General features: G+C 35.8%; 21 protein-coding genes and 3 pseudogenes. 6 read left to right on the top strand and 18 right to left on the bottom strand.

Annotation, left to right across the window (positions count from 1 at the left end; translation table 11 throughout):
* Nucleotides 1–2 precede the first annotated feature (2 nt).
* The 10 genes from AC1DEF_RS24895 to AC1DEF_RS24850 form a co-directional block, all read right to left on the bottom strand.
* The gene (locus AC1DEF_RS24895; protein ID WP_097823051.1) at nt 3–1,448 is read right to left on the bottom strand and encodes an ethanolamine ammonia-lyase reactivating factor EutA; all 1,446 of its coding nucleotides are present in this window, start codon (nt 1,446–1,448) and stop codon (nt 3–5) included.
* 198 nt (nt 1,449–1,646) lie between these two features.
* Complete coding sequence (locus AC1DEF_RS24890; RefSeq protein ID WP_043978247.1) at nt 1,647–2,144, bottom strand: EutP/PduV family microcompartment system protein; 498 nt, start codon at nt 2,142–2,144, stop codon at nt 1,647–1,649.
* A 24-nt stretch (nt 2,145–2,168) separates the two neighbouring features.
* Entirely contained in the window at nt 2,169–2,510 is a 342-nt protein-coding gene (gene eutS, locus AC1DEF_RS24885; protein ID WP_097823052.1) for an ethanolamine utilization microcompartment protein EutS, read from the bottom strand.
* A gap of 42 nt (nt 2,511–2,552) precedes the next feature.
* A complete protein-coding gene (gene eutH, locus AC1DEF_RS24880) occupies nt 2,553–3,842 on the bottom strand; it encodes an ethanolamine utilization protein EutH (protein ID WP_097823053.1) in 1,290 nt (429 codons plus the stop codon).
* 214 nt (nt 3,843–4,056) lie between these two features.
* Nucleotides 4,057–4,629: an ANTAR domain-containing response regulator gene (locus AC1DEF_RS24875; RefSeq protein ID WP_097823054.1), complete on the bottom strand. Its 573-nt coding sequence runs from the start codon at nt 4,627–4,629 to the stop codon at nt 4,057–4,059.
* The gene (locus tag AC1DEF_RS24870) at nt 4,622–6,055 is read right to left on the bottom strand and encodes a sensor histidine kinase (protein ID WP_097823055.1); all 1,434 of its coding nucleotides are present in this window, start codon (nt 6,053–6,055) and stop codon (nt 4,622–4,624) included. Before AC1DEF_RS24870 ends, AC1DEF_RS24875 begins: the two co-directional genes overlap by 8 nt.
* 608 nt (nt 6,056–6,663) lie before the next feature.
* Nucleotides 6,664–6,945, bottom strand: a complete 282-nt coding sequence (locus AC1DEF_RS24865) for a hypothetical protein (protein ID WP_043978267.1) — start codon at nt 6,943–6,945, stop codon at nt 6,664–6,666.
* 10 nt (nt 6,946–6,955) lie between these two features.
* Nucleotides 6,956–7,345, bottom strand: coding sequence for an SHOCT-like domain-containing protein (locus tag AC1DEF_RS24860; RefSeq protein WP_043978240.1), 390 nt, complete (start codon nt 7,343–7,345; stop codon nt 6,956–6,958).
* An 11-nt stretch (nt 7,346–7,356) separates the two neighbouring features.
* Entirely contained in the window at nt 7,357–7,722 is a 366-nt protein-coding gene (locus tag AC1DEF_RS24855) for a DUF2089 domain-containing protein (protein ID WP_097823056.1), read from the bottom strand.
* Between the two features lie 292 nt (nt 7,723–8,014).
* Nucleotides 8,015–9,448: a DHA2 family efflux MFS transporter permease subunit gene (locus AC1DEF_RS24850; RefSeq protein ID WP_097823057.1), complete on the bottom strand. Its 1,434-nt coding sequence runs from the start codon at nt 9,446–9,448 to the stop codon at nt 8,015–8,017.
* A 563-nt stretch (nt 9,449–10,011) separates the two neighbouring features.
* On the opposite strand from AC1DEF_RS24850, the gene AC1DEF_RS24845 reads away from it, so the two are divergent.
* Complete coding sequence (locus AC1DEF_RS24845; protein ID WP_043978207.1) at nt 10,012–10,206, top strand: hypothetical protein; 195 nt, start codon at nt 10,012–10,014, stop codon at nt 10,204–10,206.
* A gap of 373 nt (nt 10,207–10,579) precedes the next feature.
* On the opposite strand, the pseudogene AC1DEF_RS24840 reads toward AC1DEF_RS24845, so the two are convergent.
* The 4 genes and pseudogenes from AC1DEF_RS24840 to AC1DEF_RS24825 form a co-directional block, all read right to left on the bottom strand.
* A pseudogene (locus AC1DEF_RS24840) lies at nt 10,580–10,729 on the bottom strand (SF0329 family protein); the annotation flags it as partial.
* Nucleotides 10,730–10,826: 97 nt separating this feature from the next.
* Complete coding sequence (locus tag AC1DEF_RS24835; RefSeq protein WP_097823058.1) at nt 10,827–12,524, bottom strand: MFS transporter; 1,698 nt, start codon at nt 12,522–12,524, stop codon at nt 10,827–10,829.
* Between the two features lie 135 nt (nt 12,525–12,659).
* Nucleotides 12,660–13,292: a TetR/AcrR family transcriptional regulator gene (locus AC1DEF_RS24830; protein WP_097823059.1), complete on the bottom strand. Its 633-nt coding sequence runs from the start codon at nt 13,290–13,292 to the stop codon at nt 12,660–12,662.
* 532 nt (nt 13,293–13,824) lie between these two features.
* Nucleotides 13,825–14,640, bottom strand: coding sequence for a DUF2935 domain-containing protein (locus AC1DEF_RS24825; protein WP_097823060.1), 816 nt, complete (start codon nt 14,638–14,640; stop codon nt 13,825–13,827).
* A gap of 164 nt (nt 14,641–14,804) precedes the next feature.
* On the opposite strand from AC1DEF_RS24825, the gene AC1DEF_RS24820 reads away from it, so the two are divergent.
* Entirely contained in the window at nt 14,805–15,284 is a 480-nt protein-coding gene (locus AC1DEF_RS24820) for a hypothetical protein (protein WP_013084378.1), read from the top strand.
* A gap of 263 nt (nt 15,285–15,547) precedes the next feature.
* Here AC1DEF_RS24820 and AC1DEF_RS24815 read toward each other — a convergent pair whose 3' ends face one another.
* Entirely contained in the window at nt 15,548–15,781 is a 234-nt protein-coding gene (locus AC1DEF_RS24815) for a cyclase (protein WP_097823061.1), read from the bottom strand.
* A gap of 219 nt (nt 15,782–16,000) precedes the next feature.
* Between AC1DEF_RS24815 and AC1DEF_RS24810 the strand changes: the two genes are divergently transcribed.
* From AC1DEF_RS24810 to bioC, 4 genes are all read left to right on the top strand, one after another.
* Nucleotides 16,001–16,138 carry a hypothetical protein gene (locus AC1DEF_RS24810; RefSeq protein WP_176521202.1) on the top strand — a complete coding sequence of 46 codons (138 nt, stop codon included), beginning with the start codon at nt 16,001–16,003 and terminating at the stop codon, nt 16,136–16,138.
* A gap of 310 nt (nt 16,139–16,448) precedes the next feature.
* Nucleotides 16,449–17,627: an 8-amino-7-oxononanoate synthase gene (gene bioF, locus AC1DEF_RS24805; RefSeq protein ID WP_097823062.1), complete on the top strand. Its 1,179-nt coding sequence runs from the start codon at nt 16,449–16,451 to the stop codon at nt 17,625–17,627.
* Nucleotides 17,624–18,370, top strand: a complete 747-nt coding sequence (locus AC1DEF_RS24800; protein WP_097823063.1) for an alpha/beta fold hydrolase — start codon at nt 17,624–17,626, stop codon at nt 18,368–18,370. Before bioF ends, AC1DEF_RS24800 begins: the two co-directional genes overlap by 4 nt.
* Entirely contained in the window at nt 18,363–19,187 is an 825-nt protein-coding gene (gene bioC, locus AC1DEF_RS24795) for a malonyl-ACP O-methyltransferase BioC (protein ID WP_097823064.1), read from the top strand. Before AC1DEF_RS24800 ends, bioC begins: the two co-directional genes overlap by 8 nt.
* 108 nt (nt 19,188–19,295) lie before the next feature.
* On the opposite strand, the pseudogene AC1DEF_RS24790 reads toward bioC, so the two are convergent.
* The 3 genes and pseudogenes from AC1DEF_RS24790 to murQ all read right to left on the bottom strand — a co-directional run.
* A pseudogene (locus AC1DEF_RS24790) lies at nt 19,296–19,736 on the bottom strand (PTS sugar transporter subunit IIA); the annotation flags it as partial.
* Nucleotides 19,737–19,856: 120 nt separating this feature from the next.
* Nucleotides 19,857–21,248 (bottom strand): annotated as a pseudogene (locus AC1DEF_RS24785) (PTS transporter subunit EIIC); the annotation flags it as partial.
* A gap of 32 nt (nt 21,249–21,280) precedes the next feature.
* Nucleotides 21,281–22,171, bottom strand: coding sequence for an N-acetylmuramic acid 6-phosphate etherase (gene murQ, locus AC1DEF_RS24780; protein ID WP_097823066.1), 891 nt, complete (start codon nt 22,169–22,171; stop codon nt 21,281–21,283).
* Nucleotides 22,172–22,667 lie beyond the last annotated feature (496 nt).

The following is a 22,667-nucleotide window of genomic DNA, read 5'->3' as shown; positions in this document are numbered from 1 at the left end:
TCTTATGAGTGGAACGTAAGGGTTTTGACTACTACCGGTACTACGCTTGTTTGTAGCAGCTGACCAATATCTAAGTAATCACCGTGTTCCACCTTAATTTGATCAATACAAATAATGCTTTGCGACGAATCTTGAGCAACAAGCGTTTGGCCCAATACCTTGGCATGATCGCTCTCAAGAACAATAATGAGCGGCTGATCTCTTTTGTTTTTTTGTTTCACCGCTTCTAGCAGACCTTTTGCTAATTGTTGAATATCTCGAAATCCTACGTACGGAAGCCCAGATAAGTACAAGGCAAAATTTTGTCCCTCCTGCTGCGGGTCATGTATCTCAATTGCATCTTTTACAGCATCCTTTAAGTGATGAACACTTTTTTGAAACCCATCCTTAAACGAAATTTGATAAACAGGTACATTGCGTACAGGTAAATCTTTCGTTTCTACTTGAATCGTGGCTCCACTGATTTCAGTCGTTTGTGTACCAGCACCAAGAACGGTTGCGCGAACGGTTTCATCAGGCTGAATCCATGACCATCTCTTCAAACTCTGACTATCTCTTAAAGAGTCCGCAAGCATCATTCCTATGTCGTGGTAAGGAGCTTGTTCAAAATCTTTAGACTCATATTGATAGAGGCACTCACTGATTCCACCAGAAAACATAATGACATCAATTTCTTCTTTCCAATTCGGTTCATGACCTAAAAGCAGGACCTTGTCTTCTGCTGTCATGGTACGTGTTAGCATTCTACTAATCACATCGACCATATAATTTGTTATATTCTTTATCTCTTCTTCCACCAGTACGTCACCTGTTACAAGAGTACTATTCCACCCTCTTAATAGATTTCTAACCGGTGGCGAAATGCTGCTGATTTTATCTTCCGAAAACTCTATCAGCCTGCCTCCTATATGCAGTGTGCAGGTTCCACACAGCCTTCCCATTCGATAAACTGCTACATTAGCGGTTCCCCCGCCAATATCTATATTGGCAATAGTTTTGCTCACTTTTTTAGAATATTGATAAGCTCCTGATCCTTTTGCTGCAATAATTCCCTCTAAATCAGGACCCGCAGTTGCAACTAAAAACTCCCCCGCATGATTTGATAGATGGTGAATCATTTCTTCGGCATTTTGCTTAGTTGCTGTTTCACCTGTAATAATCACGGCACCTGTTTTAATATCTCCAGAACCAACGTTTGCTTTATCATACTCATTTCTAACAAGCTTCTCTATTGCTTCAATATCGATTATTGTTGATGTGAGAAGTGGTGTCCGATAAATCGGGCTGCGATGAATAATTTTTTTATCAATAATCTCAATACGCGGCAAGTGTGTTCCTCCTGCCATATTCATCAGAGAAAATTGGCTTAACACAATTTTGGTTGTGCTTGTTCCTATATCAATTCCTGCGCTGATAATCTCCTCTTTTAGCGGTTCGTATCGTTTCATATCCCTCCACCTCATCAACCTTCAATCAGCAAAAGGTTTTAGTCATTACTGATTGCTAATTAGTCGTGTTTTAGTCAAATAAAAAAGGCACCTCATACGAACTATCTCCTGAAAGATAGCTGTATAAGGCGCCTTTGCCCGTGATTTTTTTGTATATTTAGAATATAACTGATTTTTTACAAAATGTAAAGGTTTTCATTAAAAAATAATATATTTCGATTTCCAGTTATCAGTATACTGTTTCATCTCTTGTAAAGACTGACACTGTACCAAAGCTCGAACCTCTTCAAGCCCTTCTTTGTTGCGGGAAGAAGTAACAACAATAGGCCCATTTACAACTACTTGCCTTGCTTTTTTAATAGCTAAGCTCACATCAGCATCTTCCGCATCACTTTTTGTAATGACCCCAATAGCTAACTTATTGATGCCTGTACTAAAATTGGGTGGAAAGACTGTCTTTTTCTTTGTGGCGTCCTGCAAGTATAATACATGTGTAACTTCAAGAGCGGTTGCCATAATATTTTTATAAAAAAAAGGATTTTCAACATATTCTCCAGGTGTATCAACGATCCAATCATAATAGATTAATGCTTGGGTTTTAACTGCTTCGACTGGCTTTCCAAGCAGAGCATTTGTTAATGTCGATTTGCCTGCACCAATTGAACCAATGAGCATGGCTCTGTTTTTTTTATGCATAACTCTCCCCTCCCTACTATACAATTAAGATTTTGTAATAAATGAAGGTGTGTAACCTAATGTTTCGGAGAGAAAACGATTGATTTCTCTCATTGCCATGTCTACTTCTGAAACGCTCCCCACAATAACAAGACTTCCTGTAAAACGATCTAAAAAACCTAATTGAACATGTGCAGCTTTTGTAGCCAAATCACCTGCAATGATAACCGTCTCACTTGGAGTTAATGTTAGAATGCCTAGAGCTCCTTCTTGCTGTATACCCAATTTTTCAAACATCTCCGGATCTGGATTTGCAATTAAATGGCTTAATGTAATTTGTTTTCCCGGCACAAACTCTTGAATAAAACGCTTTTTTTCTTCACTCATAAAAAATTACCTCTCCCTTATCGTACAAATTCTATACAATGCTTACATCACTTGTGTCTTACTGGTTTTTTCTTCTACCTTTTCATTTTCTTCAGCTGCTGAACTTAAGTACTCGTCTTTTCCAATAATGCCTGCTTCGCGATCCTTCTTTTCTAGCTCCAAGGCTTTTGGAACAGATAGCCAATATGCTAAACCAATGCCTATTACACCTGCAGAGAACTTCCCGATAATAACTGGAAGAATTAATGTCGGCTGGAAATTGGCTGTAAAAGACAAATGATCTCCTAATAAGAATGCCGAGCAAACCGCAAACGAAATATTAATAACTTTGTCTTTTGGAGGCATACTGCGAATAAGCTTAAACATCGCTAAAATATTAGCAATTGTAGCTAAAATACCTGCACTTCCTTCTTTACTTAGTCCGAGTTTTTTCCCTACAGCTTCAAGCGGCTTTCCTCCATATTTTTGAAGCAAATAAACCATTGGAAATGCACCAGCAAGCATGATGCCAATATAACCTGCTGTTTCTAGCGCACGGAATTGATCCGCTTTATCAGCCATGATCGGATGAAATCCCCAGCTTCCAAATAAATGAGAGAATAGGCCCGTAAAAATTTCAACAATGGAGAAAACAAGAACTAGCTTAATTCCGGCATCCATAATACGCCCAAACCACATAAATCCTTTAATCATTAAATCTGGCAAGAAATATAGTCCTACCGCTAATAGCACAACAAATAATAAAAGTGGAGATAAGTTCAAAATAATTTTCAAATAACTTATCGTAAATTCGTATGTTGAATGACTTGTAGTTGAAATAATTTTACGCACATCAGAGTTGGTTACCATAATTAAAACACTTGAAATAAAAGCCCCAATTGGGATCGTTAACACACCTGACATGACGCCGAGCGCCATATATTTGTGGTCGCGTTTATCAAGCATGGCCAGTCCTACTGGAATTGAGAATACAATGGTTGCTCCGGCCATAAATCCTACTATCATGGCCATGACCCATCCTTCATACGACTCTTTTAATACGTGTGCTAATTGATATCCTCCCATATCCGTTGCTAAGATAGAGGTTGCAGCGATAGCAGGATCTGCCCCAATAGCTGAGAAAAAAGGACCGCATACCGTACTAATAAACCACGAAAGATATGGAGTTGCAGCCATGATACCAGCTGCTGGTATAAAAATGTACCCAATAGAATGCAAGCCCTCCATAAATTGCTTTCCTAACCCTTCATCACTGTTTCTAATCGCAGCAATAGCCCCACACACTGCACAAGTCATGATAATATAAATCACGATTTCCCCAATGATAACCACACCCAATTCCCCCTATATGATGATTTTTATTTAAATAGATAATAGTTTAACTATTTCTATCTATTTAAAGCGTATGAAGTAACCTGTTAAGAGCTTTGCTACTAGAGAAAGTTTAAAATTGTTCCCTTAAAAAAGACAAAAAGGTGCCAGGTGGTTTTTTATCACTTAAAACCACTAAGCACCTTTGCTCAAACTATTTACTTGTACAGTGAGGTTAAGTTCCATATTTCTCAATGATGTGTTTTGCTAACTTCTCTAGTGTAACCTGCTTTTTCATGCTAATCGTCCGCATTTTTTTGAAAGCACGATCTTCTGTTAAATTATATTTGTCCATTAAAATTCCTTTTGCTTTTTCAACAATTTTTCGTTTCTTCAGTTCATCATTCATTTCCTGAACTTTTTTCTCATACATTTTTGCACTTTCTGCTTGCTGTAGAGCAATTTCAACTGCTGGAATTAAATTTGATTCAGCTATCGGTTTTACTAAATAGCCTACTATATTCGCTTTTTTTGCTTTATCAATAAACTCCCTCTGGCTGTATGCTGTCAACAGCAGAATAGGAATATTATATTTATTTGAAATAATTTCACTTGCTTTTAGTCCATTTAACTTAGGCATTTTTATATCCATAATAATCAGATCTGGCTTTAGTGCAAAAGCTAATTCAACCGCTTTTTCTCCATCTCCAGCTTCTCCTACTATTTCATAACCATTATCAGAGAGCATCATTGATAAATCTAGTCGTACAATTGACTCATCTTCAACAATCATAATTCGTTTAGTCACGGTGTCCGCCTCTTTCTAATGGGAACCTAGCTGATGCCATGGTGCCATTTGCAGTTCTCTCAATCGAAAATTGACCAGATAAATCGTGAGTGACCATCATGGTAACTATATCTAATCCTAAAGATGGTTTGGCTTGTTTTGAGTACCCAACACCATTATCTTTAATTGTAACCTCTATCTCACAGTTATTCTGTTGAAATGAAACGTGAACCTTACCTTCTTCTCGCCCCTTAAACGCATGTTTCATACAGTTTTGAATGAGCTCATTAATAATTAATGCTATGGAGACAGCTTTATCCGACTCTGTAAAAAGCTGAGTGCCCGAATATTCAATTGAAATATTTTTATTTTCATCCGTAGAGCTATACACTAGCATATTACCAATTTTCTCAATCAAACTAAGAATATCTACATTGTCTACACTAGAGTTGGAAAGAATAATCTCGTACACAGAAGCGATACTTAGAATCCGGTTAAGACTCTCGACAAAATGAGCCTTGCTTTCTTCAGGGAGGCCCCTTCTCATCTGAAGCCTTAATAAACTCGCAATAGTCTGTAAATTATTTTTGACGCGATGATGAATTTCTTGAATCATGACTGATTTGACAACAAGTTCTCTTTCTCGCTCTCTAAGTTCAGTCATATCTCGAAATGTAATAAAAGCGCCATTCGTTGGATTTTCTTGTTTTAAACTAACTTTTTTGACTTGAAACACCTTATTTACAATGGTCACTTCGTGCATAAACAACTGTTCTGGATGATAAAATAGCTCTTCTAAACAAGGAAAATATTCGATGATTTGATTGCCTGTCTTACATTCTGAGGAACAGACTTCAGAAACCAAATTAAAAGCAGCAGAATTAAAATATAGAATGTTTAAATTAGGATCAATAAAGAAAAGTGCCTCTCCAATAAACTCTGGAATAAGCGAAGCATTTTCTGTCATCTCCATTAAAATTTCGCTTAACGTATCATTTGTATTTGATAACGTTTTCATTTTTTCTTGACGTTCAACTACTTCACTGATATCTTTCTCCATAATCAATGTAGCAATTACACGATTATTAAATCCTTTAATAGGAACCACACTTTGTTCTACCGTTTTTCCTTCTTGTGTTAAGGCACGATTTAAAGACATGGGTTTTCCATTTCGCAGCGTGTAAAATACTGCTGGTTCAAACGCTTCGTACACAAATTTCCCTGCGACTGGACGTTCATAAACTGACGGTGCAGTTTCTGGTGCAGATTCTGCCACTACAACTGCATGCTGTCCTTCTTTTGTTAAACAATCGATAAACACATTTGCTCGGTTTAAATCAGCAATAAGCGGCAAATTTTTAGCAACTTCATCAATCTTTTGAATATCGACTTCTGCTAGATTTGTATGAAGCCTGCATAAAGAATTTAAGGATAAGGTATGAGTCATATGTAAACTCCTAGCTGCTTTTAAACATTTAAGCATTAAAATATTAGAATATAATAAGTATTATATTTTTCTGAACTTTCTTTGTCAATGACCCATTTTGATGCAAAAATATTTACTTTACGAAGGAAATCTTATTTCTTCTATGTCTTATCCCCCCTTTTTCTAAAGGTAAAAGTGGGCGATCGTGGTCTATCTCCCAGTTGAATTCGCATAGATATAGTCCCTGGGCTTTAAAGCTTTTTACGTAAAAATTAGTATTCTGTTACTTTGTTAGTAATAGCTTATATAGTGAGTTTTGGATTTCAAAAAAAGATAAAATCAACTACGGAGCTGCTTAATAAAAAGAAATACTTAATAATATCAAGTAGCAAAGGGGCGTTTTAATACGATGTCAGTGTCCATAGGAATATGGATTGCTATGTTTGTTGCCATATTTGGGGGCACACTCCGGATATAGGTTAGATAAGAAAAGGAAAAAAGCAGAGAAAAAAAAGAGATCATACAGCACGATAGCAAACTGTATGATCTCTTTTTTCAGCCTTTTTTACATCTATTTAGATGAATAAGGTTTTATTTTTACACGCGGGTAGGCACTTTGCAAAGCTACATCATAGTTTAACTCTTACCTCCGTACCGTCAGTAGCTTTGACATCTACTAGTATCATTCCCTTATGTTTCTTCAGTTCCTTAACAATAGGCTTTAGCATGCTTTTATCTATTATCGGAAAAGTGAAATTCAGCCCTTTTCTTTTAAAATGTTCTTTTGTCCATTTATCCGCATGCTTCTGTATAAATTTTGAAAAAGCAACGCTAATAGCAATGTTTAAAAGAGCATATGGAACTGGAATGCTAAATCGAACATCTTTTGTTTTCACTTTTACATGAATCATAAGCAAACCATTATTCAATGATGACTGAAACGGTATCTCCGTTCGCCGATTTAATATCAACAATTTGGCCATCTAACTCGTTTTCGATTGCTTCAACAATCAGGTTTATATCTATATCTTTTACATATTTTTCTGATTGAGGAATACTTGCTGCGATGCTGTGTCCCGCCATTAATACCAGCTTGACAAGCTTGATCGGCAAATTAACCTTTACATTATCGTTTTCAGTTGACACAACTCGAATTTTCAACATTTTATCTAGATACGCATTCGGTTTCTTCAAAAGCTTATTTCCTGTTTCTTCTTTTTCCTTTAATACTTGTATCAGTTCTGATCCCTTTTCTGCATCAATTTTGCCTTCTTGAACCATTGTTAACACTTTTGTAATTTCCTCTTTCACAAAAATCCCCCCTATTCTTCTTTTAAGAGCTTGATGGCTTCTTCTGCTGTAATTTCACCATTTTCTAGCATAGACACAACTTTCTTCTCGTCTACTTCATTTTTCTTCTTTTCTACATATCCAAGAGATGAAATGATGTCAGTAAGCTTGCCTCGGACGGTTGGATACGAAACTCCCAGTTCCTTTTCCACTTCTTTGATATTTCCTCTGCATGTTAAAAACACTTCTACAAAATGAAGCTGATCACTTGATAAGGATGCCAGCTTAGATAATTCAAACTCATTTTCAATCGTCGTGTGACAATGTCTGCACTGCAGCTTTGTGATTTTTAACGTTTCACTGCAGACAGGACAATTTGTAAGTACTTTATAAGCCATAATCAAATCCCCTTCTTTTAGTTAATTTGATTATATAACAAATATTCAATATTAAAAACAATAAAATTAAATAATTTTAAATAAAAAATTAAATATAATAATTTACACTTTAAAAAAATCAATAAAACATTTTAAATTACGCACAATGAAAACTAATAAATATTTGCTGAATTAGATGCTTGAGGTTTAAAAAGACACATACAGCTATACAAAAAAGAGTACCTTAAAACCTTCCCCAAACCTAAAAAAACACAGACCATCCAATGGTCTGTGTTTTTTATTAATGTGCTTTTTATTCAACATTGACTCTCTTGATAAAGAACGAGATAACCAATCCAACAATGGAAACAATGATCGCAAATACAAACGCGTGTTGAACACCGTTGGTAAAGGCAAGAATTTGATTTAGTGGATCCATTTTATCTGATACCGTCTCAAGGAAGCTTCTTGAACCCGATGAAAGAATGGAAATTCCAACAGCTGTTCCAATTGCGCCTGAAACCTGTTGTAAAGTGTTCATAATCGCTGTTCCATGCGGGTACAGCTCAGGTGGAAGCTGATTTAATCCGTTTGTTTGAGCTGGCATCATAATCATCGAAATAGCTATCATAAGCGCAATGTGCAGAGCAACGATAAATCCTGTTGATGTTTCTAGCGTTACGGTTGAGAAACCATACATGGTGCCGGCTACAATCACAAGTCCAGGGATAACTAACCATTTAGGGCCAAAACGGTCAAATAACCCGCCCATAACCGGTGAAAGAATTCCGTTAATCACTCCTCCAGGAAGAAGCATTAGGCCAGCAGCAAAGGTTGATAAAGCTAGTGATGTTTGTAAGTATAGGGGTAAAATCATCATCGCAGACAATAGTACCATCATACAAACTAGAATTAGCAGAAGACCGATTGTAAACATCGGATACTTAAAGGCTTTAAGATCTAACATTGGCTCTTCCATCTTCGTTTGACGAATAGAAAACGCAACTAACGCAATAGTTCCAATCACAAGAGTTAGAATAACCTGTAGACTTCCCCAGCCCCCGCCTTCTCCGGCGCTGCTAAATCCAAACACGATTCCGCCAAAACCGATTGTTGAAAGAACAACAGAAATCATATCGATTTTTGGCTTCGTTGGTGTGGTAACGTTCTGCATAAAGAAAGCTCCAAACACTAAGGCAACAAATAACAGCGGAAGTGAAATCCAGAAAATCCAGTGCCATGTTAATGTTTTTAAGATTAAGCCTGATACAGTTGGTCCAACAGCTGGCGCAAACATAATAACAAGACCGATAATCCCCATTGATTTTCCACGTTTATGCGGCGGGATAATAACAAGAATCGTGTTAAACATAAGCGGTAAAAGTAAAGCAGTTCCAACGGCCTGCACGACACGGGCAATCATGAGTACCCCAAATGTTGGTGCAATAGCCGCAATAAATGTTCCAATGATGGAGCAAATTAGAGATGCTATAAAAAGCTGTCTGGTTGTAAATCGCTGAAGAATAAAACCTGAAATAGGTACCAAAATTCCTAACGTTAACAGATACCCTGTTGTCAGCCACTGTGCGGTTGTTTCGTGAATACCAAAGCCAGAAATTAGCTCCTTCAATGCCATATTTAAAGCTGTTTCACTAAATAAACCGATAAACCCGGCAATAAGAAACGACGTAATAATCGGCAGCACTTTGATGTTAGAGCTTTCGGCTGCTGTTTGTTGATTACTCATATTAAATTGTCTTCCTCTCTTTTACATACTCTTTTTGGTGAACATTTTTCTATCTCAATGATAAGTTGATTAGCAGACAAACAATGCATATTGATATAAAGATTAGGGATAGGTTTAAGGCATTATGTTGACTAAGCTTTTTCTTTCTCTTCTCTTTTGACCGAAGTGCTTTTTGTCTTCTAAATTCGTTTCTTTCCACAGATACCTCTCCATTTCATTTCTAAATCAACTTTAGAAACCTTCCTATGTAAACTAATTTCCATTCATAATATGGAATTTTTAATAAGTAAGTTAAAACGAAATAGAACTATAAAATGAATTTCACTCTACATAACAGGAATATTGTAACACAGCTATAAGTACTGTTTCTATCTAAAATATACTAAATAACAACAGCTATATACCTAACTTAGTGCCCTGTGACATTTAAAATTTGTTTCTGTTATATGTTTTTTGTTCCGTTTGCCCTAACAGAATACAACTAACTTTTTAATCATCAGTCAAAAGAAATAGTATCAGAAATGAAGTAATAGTAAAAATTGATACTATGGAGGTGTTTTCTTATGAAAAAGTATGAAGTAACATTTCATCTAATTAATGGTGAAATAAGTCATTTAGTTGAAGCTAAATCACTTATTCGTGCAAAGAACTACATACAGTATAGGTTTGAAGATAAAAGTAAAATATTGGATTTATCAAATGAGTTGGTCATTGTTAAAAGAAACGTCCAATACTTTACAGTAGTTGAAAAAGAATAATTAGCTATGTAAAAGGACGTTATCTACAAAAGTAATGTCCTTTTCTATCCATACAATATCTTATAGGGTAGTCTCTTTTTTCCTATTCTAGTTCTAGTCACTAAAATTTTTCTCCGACTTGAAGCCAAAATAGATTTTGCGCCCTCTAAGCGTACCTTTAATTTAGTCTACTAATTTTTCTTTTTTGGATAAAATTCATTATTTCATACTTTTTAGATAAAGTAAGAAACAAGCTAAATACATGCATTTAATGTGCAGACAAACAACTCGAATTCACATACTAAATTCATCTAAACAAAAGGCTCCATCAAATTTGAATATTGATATTAAGCGAAAAAACAGAACTCCCTATTTTATGAAAGCTCTGTTTTGTTTATTCACTATTATGTATATTTTCTGCGTCACAACGTAATTTATAAAAATCCTGAACTAATGTATTTTCTTCTAAAATGAATTCTTTCATTTTACGTAAAATTCTTTTCCCTACACGGCGGTCCAACACACACAATATTTTTATTAACAACATATCTGCAAAGCGTACATGTAGAAATTAAAAGAGCAAACTCACTGCCATGCGAGTTTGCTCTTTCAATTCTTCACTCAAATTGCTCGAGTTTAACTTATTGTTCTATATCCTTCATCCTTTTAAGAGCTTTTCTATATTCTTGATCTCTCATATGCAGCATTTTATCAGCAGAAGGTTTAGACTGACCAAATTTTTTTAAAGCTTCTCTATACTCGCTGTCACCAATGACTTGAGTTGAAACAGCCTCTTTAAGTGAACGTTCAACAACGGGAGTAGCTTTTTTATTGGGAAGCTCTTCCGTACTCAGCTTTTCTTTATGTGTTTCTTTGTCATGCGGCTTATGAGCCAGCTTGTGGCCTTTACCTGTTAGGAACATCAAAAACGAAAGAACTAATACCACAATGCTCAATACACACGAAAACGTAGAAAATGTATGATAAGTAATGATTTCAGATTTTACATGTAGAGATTGAGTGAAATTTTCTTTACTAGCCACCTGGCTCTCTGCGCTTACTGTTGCAAGGTGATCTTTATACACCTTTGCAAAGACGATACTGCTGATTACAGGGATGACCGCAGATACTGTAACTCTTATAAATTGAACCGTGACCATCCGAGGGACTAAACTTGGTAGCGGTCCGCCTAAAGCAGCACCCATAAGACCTGCAGCAACTGTGAATCCTACTCCTACGATTAAGGCGGCAAAGCTGCTAACAAAGAGAAATGCAGAAGCATGACCGTCTACATACATCCACTGTATGTTCACTCCCATAATAATGACCGCTCCTATAATACCTAATACTCCCGGTCCAACTTTATCATATAATACGGCACTTAATACGGCCGCAATCACTATTCCCGCAAAAAGCCCGATATAGATCAATGAAGTGTCTCCTTTATCAAAACTAGATCCGCTTTTAAGCATTCCTTGTAGAGATAAAAGAGTTAAACTCATGCTAATATTGCCTATAACAGCGATCAGGATAGCAAGAGTTGGTTTTCGAGAAGCCACTAATCTAAAGGGAATTAAAGGATTTTTAATATGCCATTCTGCTGCGAATAAAAAGCATAGAAAAATGATGCTTCCCACTATGCCTATCCAAACATAAGTAGATGCCCATCCTGATTTTTGGAGATTAAGTAATGTAAACGTAATAAATGCAGTAACCATAAACATTAATGCTACACCGATGATGTCAAACGGTTCCTGATGTTTGTGCTGTTGCTTAGTATGATCATTTGTTAGAAATTTGTAGCTGAAGCCTATTCCCAGTAAGGAAAGGAGGGCTGCTATATAAAATAACCATCTCCAGTGTCCATAGCTGTTCACTAACATTCCGAGAAAAATGCCCACAACGCTAGATCCATAAAATCCGCCGATAAGAATCAGTAATGCCAAGTTCCGTTTCTGAATCGGAAAAGAAAGAACCAGCATTGGAATCATCATCATAAGTGCTAAGCCCGTTCCTGTTCCTTGTAAAAAACGACCAATGCCCATTCCTAAGAAGCTGTTAGAAGCAATGCTTACAATAGCTCCTATAAGAAACAAACACATCGAAAGAACATACGTCCTTCTCTCCCCTATCTTATGTCGAAGGATAGGTCCAAAAGGAATACAAAATGCAAAGCTTATAACCCCTATTAAAACCGGTGTTATCGAAATATAAGATTGATCGTTAAACGTTTGTTGGAGAATTTCACGTATAGAATTTAATGAAGTGTTTAACATTAAACCAGGACCAATAGCTAAAACTGCCAGTAAGGAAATCCCCCAGTGTTTTTCTATTTTCATACTACAATTCCTTTCTGCCTTTCATGATTGTAAAAAACTAAAAATGAGGCATTCATGTTTCTTCTAACCATCACAGTAGCTAGGGTAAAGAAGAAAAATGTTTATCCGCATTTGAACAAACTAAAAAATAAAGCTTCAGTAAGGAAGCTTTATCTTATTTTCTAAACCTGCCACTCGAATTGGCCCTGAAAGTGTTAAGCTGGTTAATTTTTCAGCCATAAATGCAGGGCTGAATTTCATATCACTTTCTAACCAAGAACAAATGACACCTATATGAGCTGATGTGATATAACTAATCAGAATATCTTCAGGGATATCAAGTCCATCCTCTGCTTCTCCAATCGAAGAGATTAGCTCTCCATACACTCTTTTCTTTACAATTTCCGTCATATGACTTCTAAATTGAGGTAATCCTCGATCACTTAGCATAACTTTAAAATAATCGGCATGGTCATAGATGAATTCAAAAAGCTTTAAGAAAGAAACGGATTCATCGTTTTCTTCTACTGCTGCGGAATCCTCATTATTTTGTTTAGGCTTTACTTTCTCTATTAGCTCTTCTAGAACTTCATTCATACTCTGCATGAGAAAGTCTTGCTTATCTTGATAATGCAAATAAAATGTTCCCCGCGTTAATTCCGCTTTTTCCGTAATTTCTTGAATCGTAATGGACGTGACGTCTTTCTCTTTAAGAAGTTCGACTAAAGCGTCTCTTAAGTATTTATTTGTTCTTTTTATCCTAGGATCTACTTTTGTTTTTTTAGACATCGTTCGTCTCCTTGTATAACTATTATTGAGTCTCAGGCATATGATTATGACTTGTATAGGTGCAGCCATTTAGACCTTTTCTGGTGATTAACTATTTAAACTGTCCTGTATCATCAACATACATTCTGCACACGATGTAAACTAATGAACATTATGTATATTAAGTCTCACAAAATATAATCAATCTGTCAATATCAAAAACTGATTAAGAACGAATCATTTGGTTATTAGATATGGATGGCGCGAACGTAAGAGCGAAATCTTTTGTAATGAAAGAAAAAAGAACTGAAAGATATAACTGGCGATGTAAAAAGTGCTGGGTTTTTATAGGAGGGATTTGAACTATTGAAGCAGCTTTTGCATAGCAAACTAATCAAATACGCACTGCATTTCCTTTATTTCAATAATTAACCCTTCTCAAGAAAGGTCTCCCCTCTATAGTAGACCTTTCTTTTTTATATACCTATAAATAAAGCTTACAGAAATATAAAATAAGAATGGGTTTAGGTCCTACGAAATGTTTTAGCTTATCTTAAAGATAAGAAATTCTTCTTAATGAGCATTGGTTGGCTTCTTGCTGCAATTTGGGAGCATAATAACTCAATTTTTTGATAAAATAACAAGTCTCAGGAAAATGATGTATCAAAAATCTTAACGTTTCCTTATTTAAAAGCTTGTTCTCCTTGTATTTTTCGGTCATAGCATAAACAAACTGGCTCATTTCAATAGTTGTTTTCCCCACTTCTAAAGCAAATTCTGTTTGTCTTGCAAAACCTGGCTCCTTAAATCGCAAATACCCCTTTAAATGATGATTTTGTACAATGAAAGCCTGAAACTTTCCGATATATGAATCTGCTTGTTTAGATATCATAATCTCAATCGGATCAAGCAGGTTTTTAAACAAAACGGCATGTCCAAGCTGATCTTCCAGCCATAAATCCATTAATTTGACTAAGCTAAGAGGAACCGGCTCCTTTCCTTTTACTAGATAAGATAAAAATCTTAAATATTCCTGATTTTCACTTAACGTACCATTAAGATAGGTTGGAGATAAGTTTAGATTCACTGCGTTTTCAATTCGAAGAGCCTGAAGAGACCCTTCAAAATCAAAATACCCTTTGGTAATTGACCAGGCCTTTCTCGAGAATTCTATTAATGCAGGATCGTTGTGCATAACATCGGGGGATAAATAGTTCAGTTGTTTTAGCAAGTCATCAAACAAATGAATATATTGCTTAGCTGTTCGGACGTATTCGACTTCCTTCACCGATAAGTGATCTCGTACAAAATAAGCATGGTCCTGAATTATTTCTAACCAAAATAAATGTTCCTCCCATAATGAAATCATTACTAGCTCTCCCTTCGGTTTCCTTACTACTACATGTTTATTAGAAGCTTTAGAAGAAATGAACCAAAGTAATAAAAAACAGGATCTCTTATTTCATCACATAAACACTCATGAAAAAGGGAATATATATACATATCCATATTTTTGAAAAGGGAGTATATCATTTGAAGAAAAAAGATAAATTGCTAATCATTTTGATGACGATTTTACCTTGGCTTAGTATTCCGTTTATTGGTAAAAAAACGCTAAAAAGATTCCTTCCAGGGAGTCTTTTTATGAGTTTGTATCTTATTGCCGAAGGCAGGTTTGCAGAGAAGAAAAAATGGTGGTGGTTTCCGTACTCAATCAAGCCGAATGTTCTAGCAGAATTACCGTTAATATTTGGCCCCTTTTTAGTTGGAGCTTTGTGGATATTAAAATATACTTACGGAAAGTTCAACTTATATCTTTTAGTAAATATACTTATTGATTCTTTTTTTACTTACTTCGGACTAAAATGGTTAAAAAAAATAGGATACGTCTCTTTAGCCCGGCTGACTAGATTTCAATTATCCATTGTTTTTTTAATAAAAACGTTTGTGCTGTATGGGTTTCAGATTGTTTATGAAAAATGTTGCCACCTATCAAAGAATTCGTCTTTATAAATTTTGCAGTCTAAGATAAAAAACAAAATAAAATGTCTATAAATGGGAGTATATTAAAGAAAAACATTAATGAAATACATACTGATTGATAAGTGGAATTATGATTTTTTAGATACTATGTAGTTACCTCAGGAAGCTAATGAATCCTATGTCTTAAGGCTTAAAAAGAGTGAAAATAAGGTTAAATAAAAAAAGAAGTCACCTTTTGGTAACTTCTTTTTTTACTATGCATATGTGATTAAAACAAATAACATATAATTGTTTTATTTTTCACTATCTTCCTCGGCAGGTTTTCGTTTATGTTTCTCACTAATAATTTTTTTGTTCAGTATCCTTACCTTACCCACCATCAGCAGCCTCATATCTTTTACAATATATTTTGCCAATTCTTCGTCAGAGATATCATCACCCTCAATATCGAGACGAAATTCCTGCCCTTGTATTCCACCGCCATTAGTAAAATCGACTTCAAAGTCAAAAATGACTCTTTTATCCATGTCTAATCCACCTTACTTTATTTTAATTACCTAATATATATTCGGTTTAAGAAAACAAATTCCCGATCTAACTATCTAAGGAAGCATATTGTCTGATAGGTCCTGGTAAAAGAAATTTCAAGTTCTAGAATGTTATTTAAAAAGGACAATGGGTTGAATAAGCTCCGCTCTATTAACTCATCTTAACAGTGTAACTATATATTGAAGGGAGATTTAAAAATGAGTCAGAAACGCGATAAAGGCAATAGTCAAAAAGGCAAATCAACTAGCAATACGGTAGATCCAGTAATCGCAGCAGAAGAGTTGGAAAAAGCAATTTTTCCAACTAACAAGCCTCCTGGCAATGCAAAACCTTAAATAAAAATTAGAGCTGTATTATTAGCTGCCTATTTGGCAGCTTTTTCATTAAGAAAAGAAGTTAATTAATAAATACGAGTAGTGAACAAAGTATTGATTTTTTAGGTTTTATTTGAGTACTGAAGTAAGGTTGCACGTCTACTCATGAGATTCAAAAAATGAACTGTAGGGAGCTATGTGGCGACAATTATCTAGTATCTTTTCTTTAAACTATTTTATCTTGACACTGTTCTAAAGGCGTGATTAGATATAATTGTTAACTTAAAATAATATTAAGTTAACAATTATTTATTTCGGTGGTGAAAGTGTATTGAATTGGAAAGAAGATATTAAGAGAGAACTTGCCTATTTAGATGAGATTTTTCAAAAACGGCACCTTGTTACTACAGAATTTGCTGAACAACCATGGCTTACAGTCAATGGACATAGGATGTTGAACCTTGCCTCTAATAACTATTTAGGCTACGCAGGAGATAAGGGGCTGAAGAAAACAATGAGTGATGCTGTGATGACATATGGAATAGGAGCAACAGCTTCACGCTTAATAGTAGGAAATCACTCTCTTTACGAGAAAGCAGAAAGAGCACTTGTTAATTGGAAAAAAGCTGAGGCAGGACTTATTATCAATAGTGGTTATAATGCAAACCTAGGAATCATCTCAGCCTTGGTTCCGCGTAATGGCTTCATCTTCAGCGATAAGTTAAATCATGCAAGTATCATTGATGGGGCCCTACTGAGCCGTGCAAAACTTCAGCGCTATCGCCATAACGATATGAACCACCTAGAAAATTTATTAAAAAAAGTTCCCTTGGAGTCACGGAAGTTAATTGTAACAGATACTGTTTTCAGCATGGATGGTGATTTCGCCAAGCTCAAGGAGCTTGTTAAATTAAAAGAGCAGTATAACGCCCTACTAATGGTTGATGAGGCTCATGCAAGCGGTATATACGGAAGAAATGGTGAAGGATATGCGCATTTTCTCGATCTGCAAGATAAAATTGATATTCAAATGGGAACGTTTAGTAAAGCGCTAGGGTCATTTGGAGCTTATGTTACCGGAAAACAGTGGCTCATAGATTATTTAAAAAATAGAATGCGAGGATTCATTTATTCAACTGCTCTTCCCCCTGCTATACTCGGTGCAATAACGGCTGCAATTGAAAAGGTGCAACAAGACACAGAGCGTCGCGCACTTCTTCAACAACATGCACTATTTTTTAGGAAAGCACTTACATACGAAGGATTTAACACATGCAAGAGTCAATCTCAAATCATTCCAATTTTGACGGGAGAAAACAAAAGAACTATGCAGTTTGCAGAGCGCTTACAGAAAGAAGGAATTGCTGCTATTGCAGTTAGGCCTCCTACTGTTCCCGAAAATAAAGCAAGAATTCGCTTTACTGTAACAGCAGATCATACTCGAGAAGATTTAGATTGGGCCATAAAGAGAATTTCTTTAATTGGAAAAGAAATGAGTGTGATTCAATGAAACCATCTACTATTATAATATTTCCCGGATGGGGAATGGAAAAAGCGGCGTTTCACCCAATCATAAAATCATTGTCTACTATATGTAACGTTTTGTGTACAGACTGGAGAGGTCTAAAAGAACTAAGTGACTTTAGAGAACGAGCAATCCAATTGCTTACTTCTACTCCAGGTACTGTTTATTTAATGGGTTGGTCATTAGGTTCCCTTGTAACGCTTGAACTTGCTAGTTTATACCCTAACAAGATAGAAGGACTCATATTAATCGGCGGAACTAGTCGCTTTACAAACGACATGCATAATACATTTGGATGGGAGCAGCGCGTCGTTGAACGTATGAAAAAACAGCTACAGCGTAATAAAGAAAAAACCCTTGCTTCATTTTATAACGCTATGTTCACTAAATCTGAAAAAGAAGAAGAATTTCATCATCAATTTATGGAAGTTGTTCAGCGTGATTATCAAGGAGACAGTGCGTACTCCCTCCTTACAGGGCTGGATTATTTACTCCAAAAAGATGTTAGAATGCAACTCAATCAAATTCAAACTCCTTGTTTGTTGATCCATGGAAGAGATGATCAAATATGTTTACCTGAGTCTTCTTCTTTCATAGCTGAAAGAATTGGTGGAAAAGCGCAGCTGTGCATTCTAGAAAAAGCTGGCCATATTCCTTTTTTTACAAAGCCTCAGCAATGTACGCAACTTATAGAAAAATTTCTCGAAAAGGAGCTCATTTATGATTAATAAGCAACTTTTAAAGAAAAGGTTCAATAATCACGCTAAAACTTATGATGCTTATGCCGATGTACAAAAAAGCATGGCAAACCAGTTAATAGATCAGCTTTCCACTAATTCCTTTAAACAGGAAATAACTGTTCTTGAAATTGGCTGCGGCACGGGTTATTTAACACAATTATTGTGCAAAAAATTTCCTAAGGCTACTATTACAGCAGTCGATTTGTCATCAGGAATGATTGATTTAGCAAAGAAAAAAGTAACAGAAGATCGAGTTTCATTCATATGCGGAGATATCGAGGAACTAAGTATAGAAAAACATTATGACCTTATTATTTCGAATGCAACGTTTCAGTGGTTTAATAGTCTTCATACGACAATAAAAAAATTGTATAAACAACTTAAGCCTACAGGCAGCCTGCTATTTTCAACCTTTGGTAATGGTACATTTCAAGAGCTTCATTCATGCTACAGTCATGCAAAACAAAAGCTTGGTCTTTTCAGTAACAGTTCACCTGGCCAATCGTTTTTTTCTCTTGAAGAGTTGTCTCAAATTTGTGAACAAGCATTAGTTCCATTGAGAGAGCATCCATTTAAACTATCAAAAATGGAGAAACTAGAGATTCAATACTTTCCGACGGTTCAGGCATTTTTTACATCAATAAAAAAAATTGGAGCAAGTAACAGTAACGAGGAAAGCTACTGTCAACGTCCTTCGTTTTTTCGTCAGTTAATCAATTTATATGAAAATAATCATCGTGACGAAAATGGCGTAAAAGCAACCTATCATTGCTTAATGTTTAATATTACAAAAACGAACCAATAGCTAATCCTGACCTGGTTACTCTCTAGAAGTGATGGATTGCCGCCAGTAAAAAAGGGTACTCTTCTATTTAGAAAAGTACCCTTAAATAATCAATTAGATTTAATTAACTTACTGTTTTTTAGAAACTAACTCAATAATATTTGTTATACCTTGCTCATTGTACCCTGTTTTTAATAACTGTATTTGAATATGTTCAGATAAATTTGTAAAAATGATTGGTGTAACAAGTGATTTAGCATTTTCTTTAATGTAGTTTAGGTCTATTTTTAAAAGCGGGGTTCCTTGTGTAACCTTTTCTCCCTCTTTAATTAGACATGTAAACCCTTTCCCATTCAAGTTCACTGTTTCTAACCCTACGTGAATTAAAAACTCTAGACCTTGATCTGTTTTTAGACCTATGGCATGTTTTGTAGGAAAGATGCTAACAACCTCCCCATTTATAGGAGAAACAAGAGTATTATTAGTTGGTTCGATGGCAAAACCATCTCCCATCATCTTTGAAGAAAAAACGGCATCAGGGACTTCTTCTAGAGGCATAATATATCCATCAAACGGAAGTTTGAATGCGCTTCCTAAAGTTGTGTAGTTCATTTCTTTTTTCTCACCTGTTGCAGCAACTTCAGTCTTTGTCTTCGCTTCAGGTACTTCTTTGTTATTAGAGCCTTCTGTAATAGCCTCTTTTGGTATGCCAAAGAAATATGTGCAGATGAATCCTCCAGCATATCCTGCAAGTAAGCCGATGATATATTTCAGCCATAAACCGTGAGCAATTAATGGAATTAAAGCTAGACCGGATGGACCGATAGCAATGGAGCCAACATTTCCGAACATTCCAATTACGGCTCCTCCAATTCCTCCACCGATACAAGCCGTAATGAATGGGCGTCCTAATGGAAGAATAACTCCGTAAATAAGTGGTTCTCCAATACCTAATATTCCGACAGGAAGAGCCCCTTTAATAATGGTAACAAGTGATTTATTTTTACGACAACGAACCCAAAGTGCTAAAGTTGCACCTACTTGTCCAGCACCAGACATTGCAAGAATCGGAAGCAAGATGGTCATACCAGCTGTGTTAATCATTTCAATATGAATAGGGATTAATACTTGATGCAGACCTAGCATCACCAATGGTAAAAATGCCACTCCTAGTACAAAACCTGCAAAAATACCTCCACGTTCAAGTGTCCAATCTATACCACCAATTAAATTGCTAGAAATGAGGCCTGCAAAAGGCATAATAAAGAAAATCGTTAGCAAGCCAACAATCAGAAGAGCAATTGTAGGTGTTACAATAATATCGATTGCATCAGGAATAAATCGACGTAAGAATTTTTCTAAAAATGAGAGTAACCATACAGCAATCAAAACCCCGATAACCCCGCCTTGCCCAGCAGTTAGAGGCTGATTGGTAAAGATATTCATAATAGGAAACTCTTCTGTAACTCCCGTTAAAAGGGTGATACCTCCGATAACTCCACCTAGGGCCGGAGTAGCTCCGAACTCTTTTGCTGCGTTAATTCCTACATAAATAACTAAATAGCTGAAAATTGCATTTTTAATCACATTAAGAATTGTAACGTATTGTTGCCAAGTATCTTTATCAAGGTCTCCTGCGGTTATGCTATTGGCTAAAATCGAAGCAATGCCAGCTATTAAACCTGCACCTACGAATGCTGGGATTAGAGGTATGAAAATGCTTCCAACTTTTCGTAAAAAATTTTTGAATGGCGTATTGTTTTTCTTTTTTAGCTCAGACTTCATATCTGCACCTTTTGAAGTCAAATCTTCAGATGAAGGAGCTGCAGAATCTTCTTGAAGTACAATACCAAATTGTTCAGCAACTTTAGTAACTACTCCTGGTCCTAGAATAATTTGATACGTATCATCATCGACAACCCCTACCACTCCCTTCACTTGTTTTATACTCGCTTCATCAATTTTATTATGATTCACTGGGGTGACTCGGAGTCTTGTCATACAGTGTGTATAATTCGCTATATTAGAACTTCCTCCAAGAGCTTGAAGCAGTTCTTTAGCTGTTTGATGATGTTTACTCATAGTTGTTCCCATCTCCCTTATATTTTCGCTACTTAATTCACGATTGCTTGACGGATAAATCCTTGTGTTTGTTCTAAACGATGTAAAGATTCCTCATATGAAAGTCCTGTTAAGATCATGACTATAGCAACCTTAGAATTACAATTTGCTTTTGCTAAGTACTCTTCTGCCGTATCATACGTGCATGAAGTTGCTTCCATCACAATTCGTTTTGCGCGCTCTACGAGCTTTTCATTCGTCAGCTGAACGTCTACCATTAGATTTCCATACACTTTTCCGATACCTACCATAGAAGCTGTCGAAAGCATGTTACAAACCAATTTTTGTGCTGTTCCAGCTTTCAAGCGAGTAGAACCTGTTAATACTTCAGGACCATTTACTACTTCAATTGCAATGTTTGCTACTTTTCCAATATCAGAACCCTTATTGCAGCTAACTGCTACTGTCTGAGCTTCAATTGAGTTAGCATATTCTAATGCTCCAATGACATAAGGTGTACGACCACTTGCTGCAATCCCCACAACAATGTCCGCCTTAGTAAGTCGAATGTTTTGTAAGTCTTCCATGCCTAACTCTTTACTATCTTCTGCCCCTTCTACTGCTTTGATAAAGGCTTTTTCCCCGCCAGCAATTAAGCCTATTACTTCATCTGGGTTTGTACCAAATGTAGGTGGACACTCAACAGCATCTAGCAAGCCGATGCGGCCACTGGTTCCTGCTCCTATATAAATAAGACGACCACCTTGTTTTTTAGCTTTTATAATAGCTTCTACAGCTTTCGCAATAGAAGGAAGTTCTTTTTTTATCGCACTCGCAACTTTTTCATCTTCTTCATTCATGGTTGTAAGAAAATCAAAAATGGACATTTCATCCAGATTCATTGTTCTTTCATTACGAGTCTCAGTAGTTAAATGTTCAAGCATTTCTTATCATCCTATCTTGGTTTTTGTTTGAAATCGTTCTCAAATACAGAATAACGTTTTTGAAATTTAATTTCAACAATTATTTTAAAATGTTAAAATTAAATTTCAAAAAAAAAAAAAAAAAAAAACTATAGTAATATGTGACTTTAAACAAACATCATATGACTAAATCTTAGTAAATAAGACAACTCTCGCCGTATAAAGATCAAGCATTTCTTATACCAATACTGACTCCTTGCCTACTGCAGTAAGGATTCTTTTTTACATACGTTCCTAAATAGGCCATTATGGTAACTAAAGATGTATACGATACACCTTTTAATAAACAGAAAAACTACTGACCTTAATGAACTGCACCCCAATTGTTAGACAAAAACTAATAATTGGAGGTGCAGTTTTTTATGTCAAAACACACACTTGAAACAAAGTTAAAAGCTGTAGATTTCTACATCAATAAGCAATATTCATATAAAGAAACAGCTGAGTTATATGGTGC

It is taken from the genome of Priestia sp. 10L35 (genome assembly GCF_056395685.1).
Note: the sequence above shows the minus strand (reverse complement) of the source record. Positions and strands in the feature narration are given on the sequence as shown.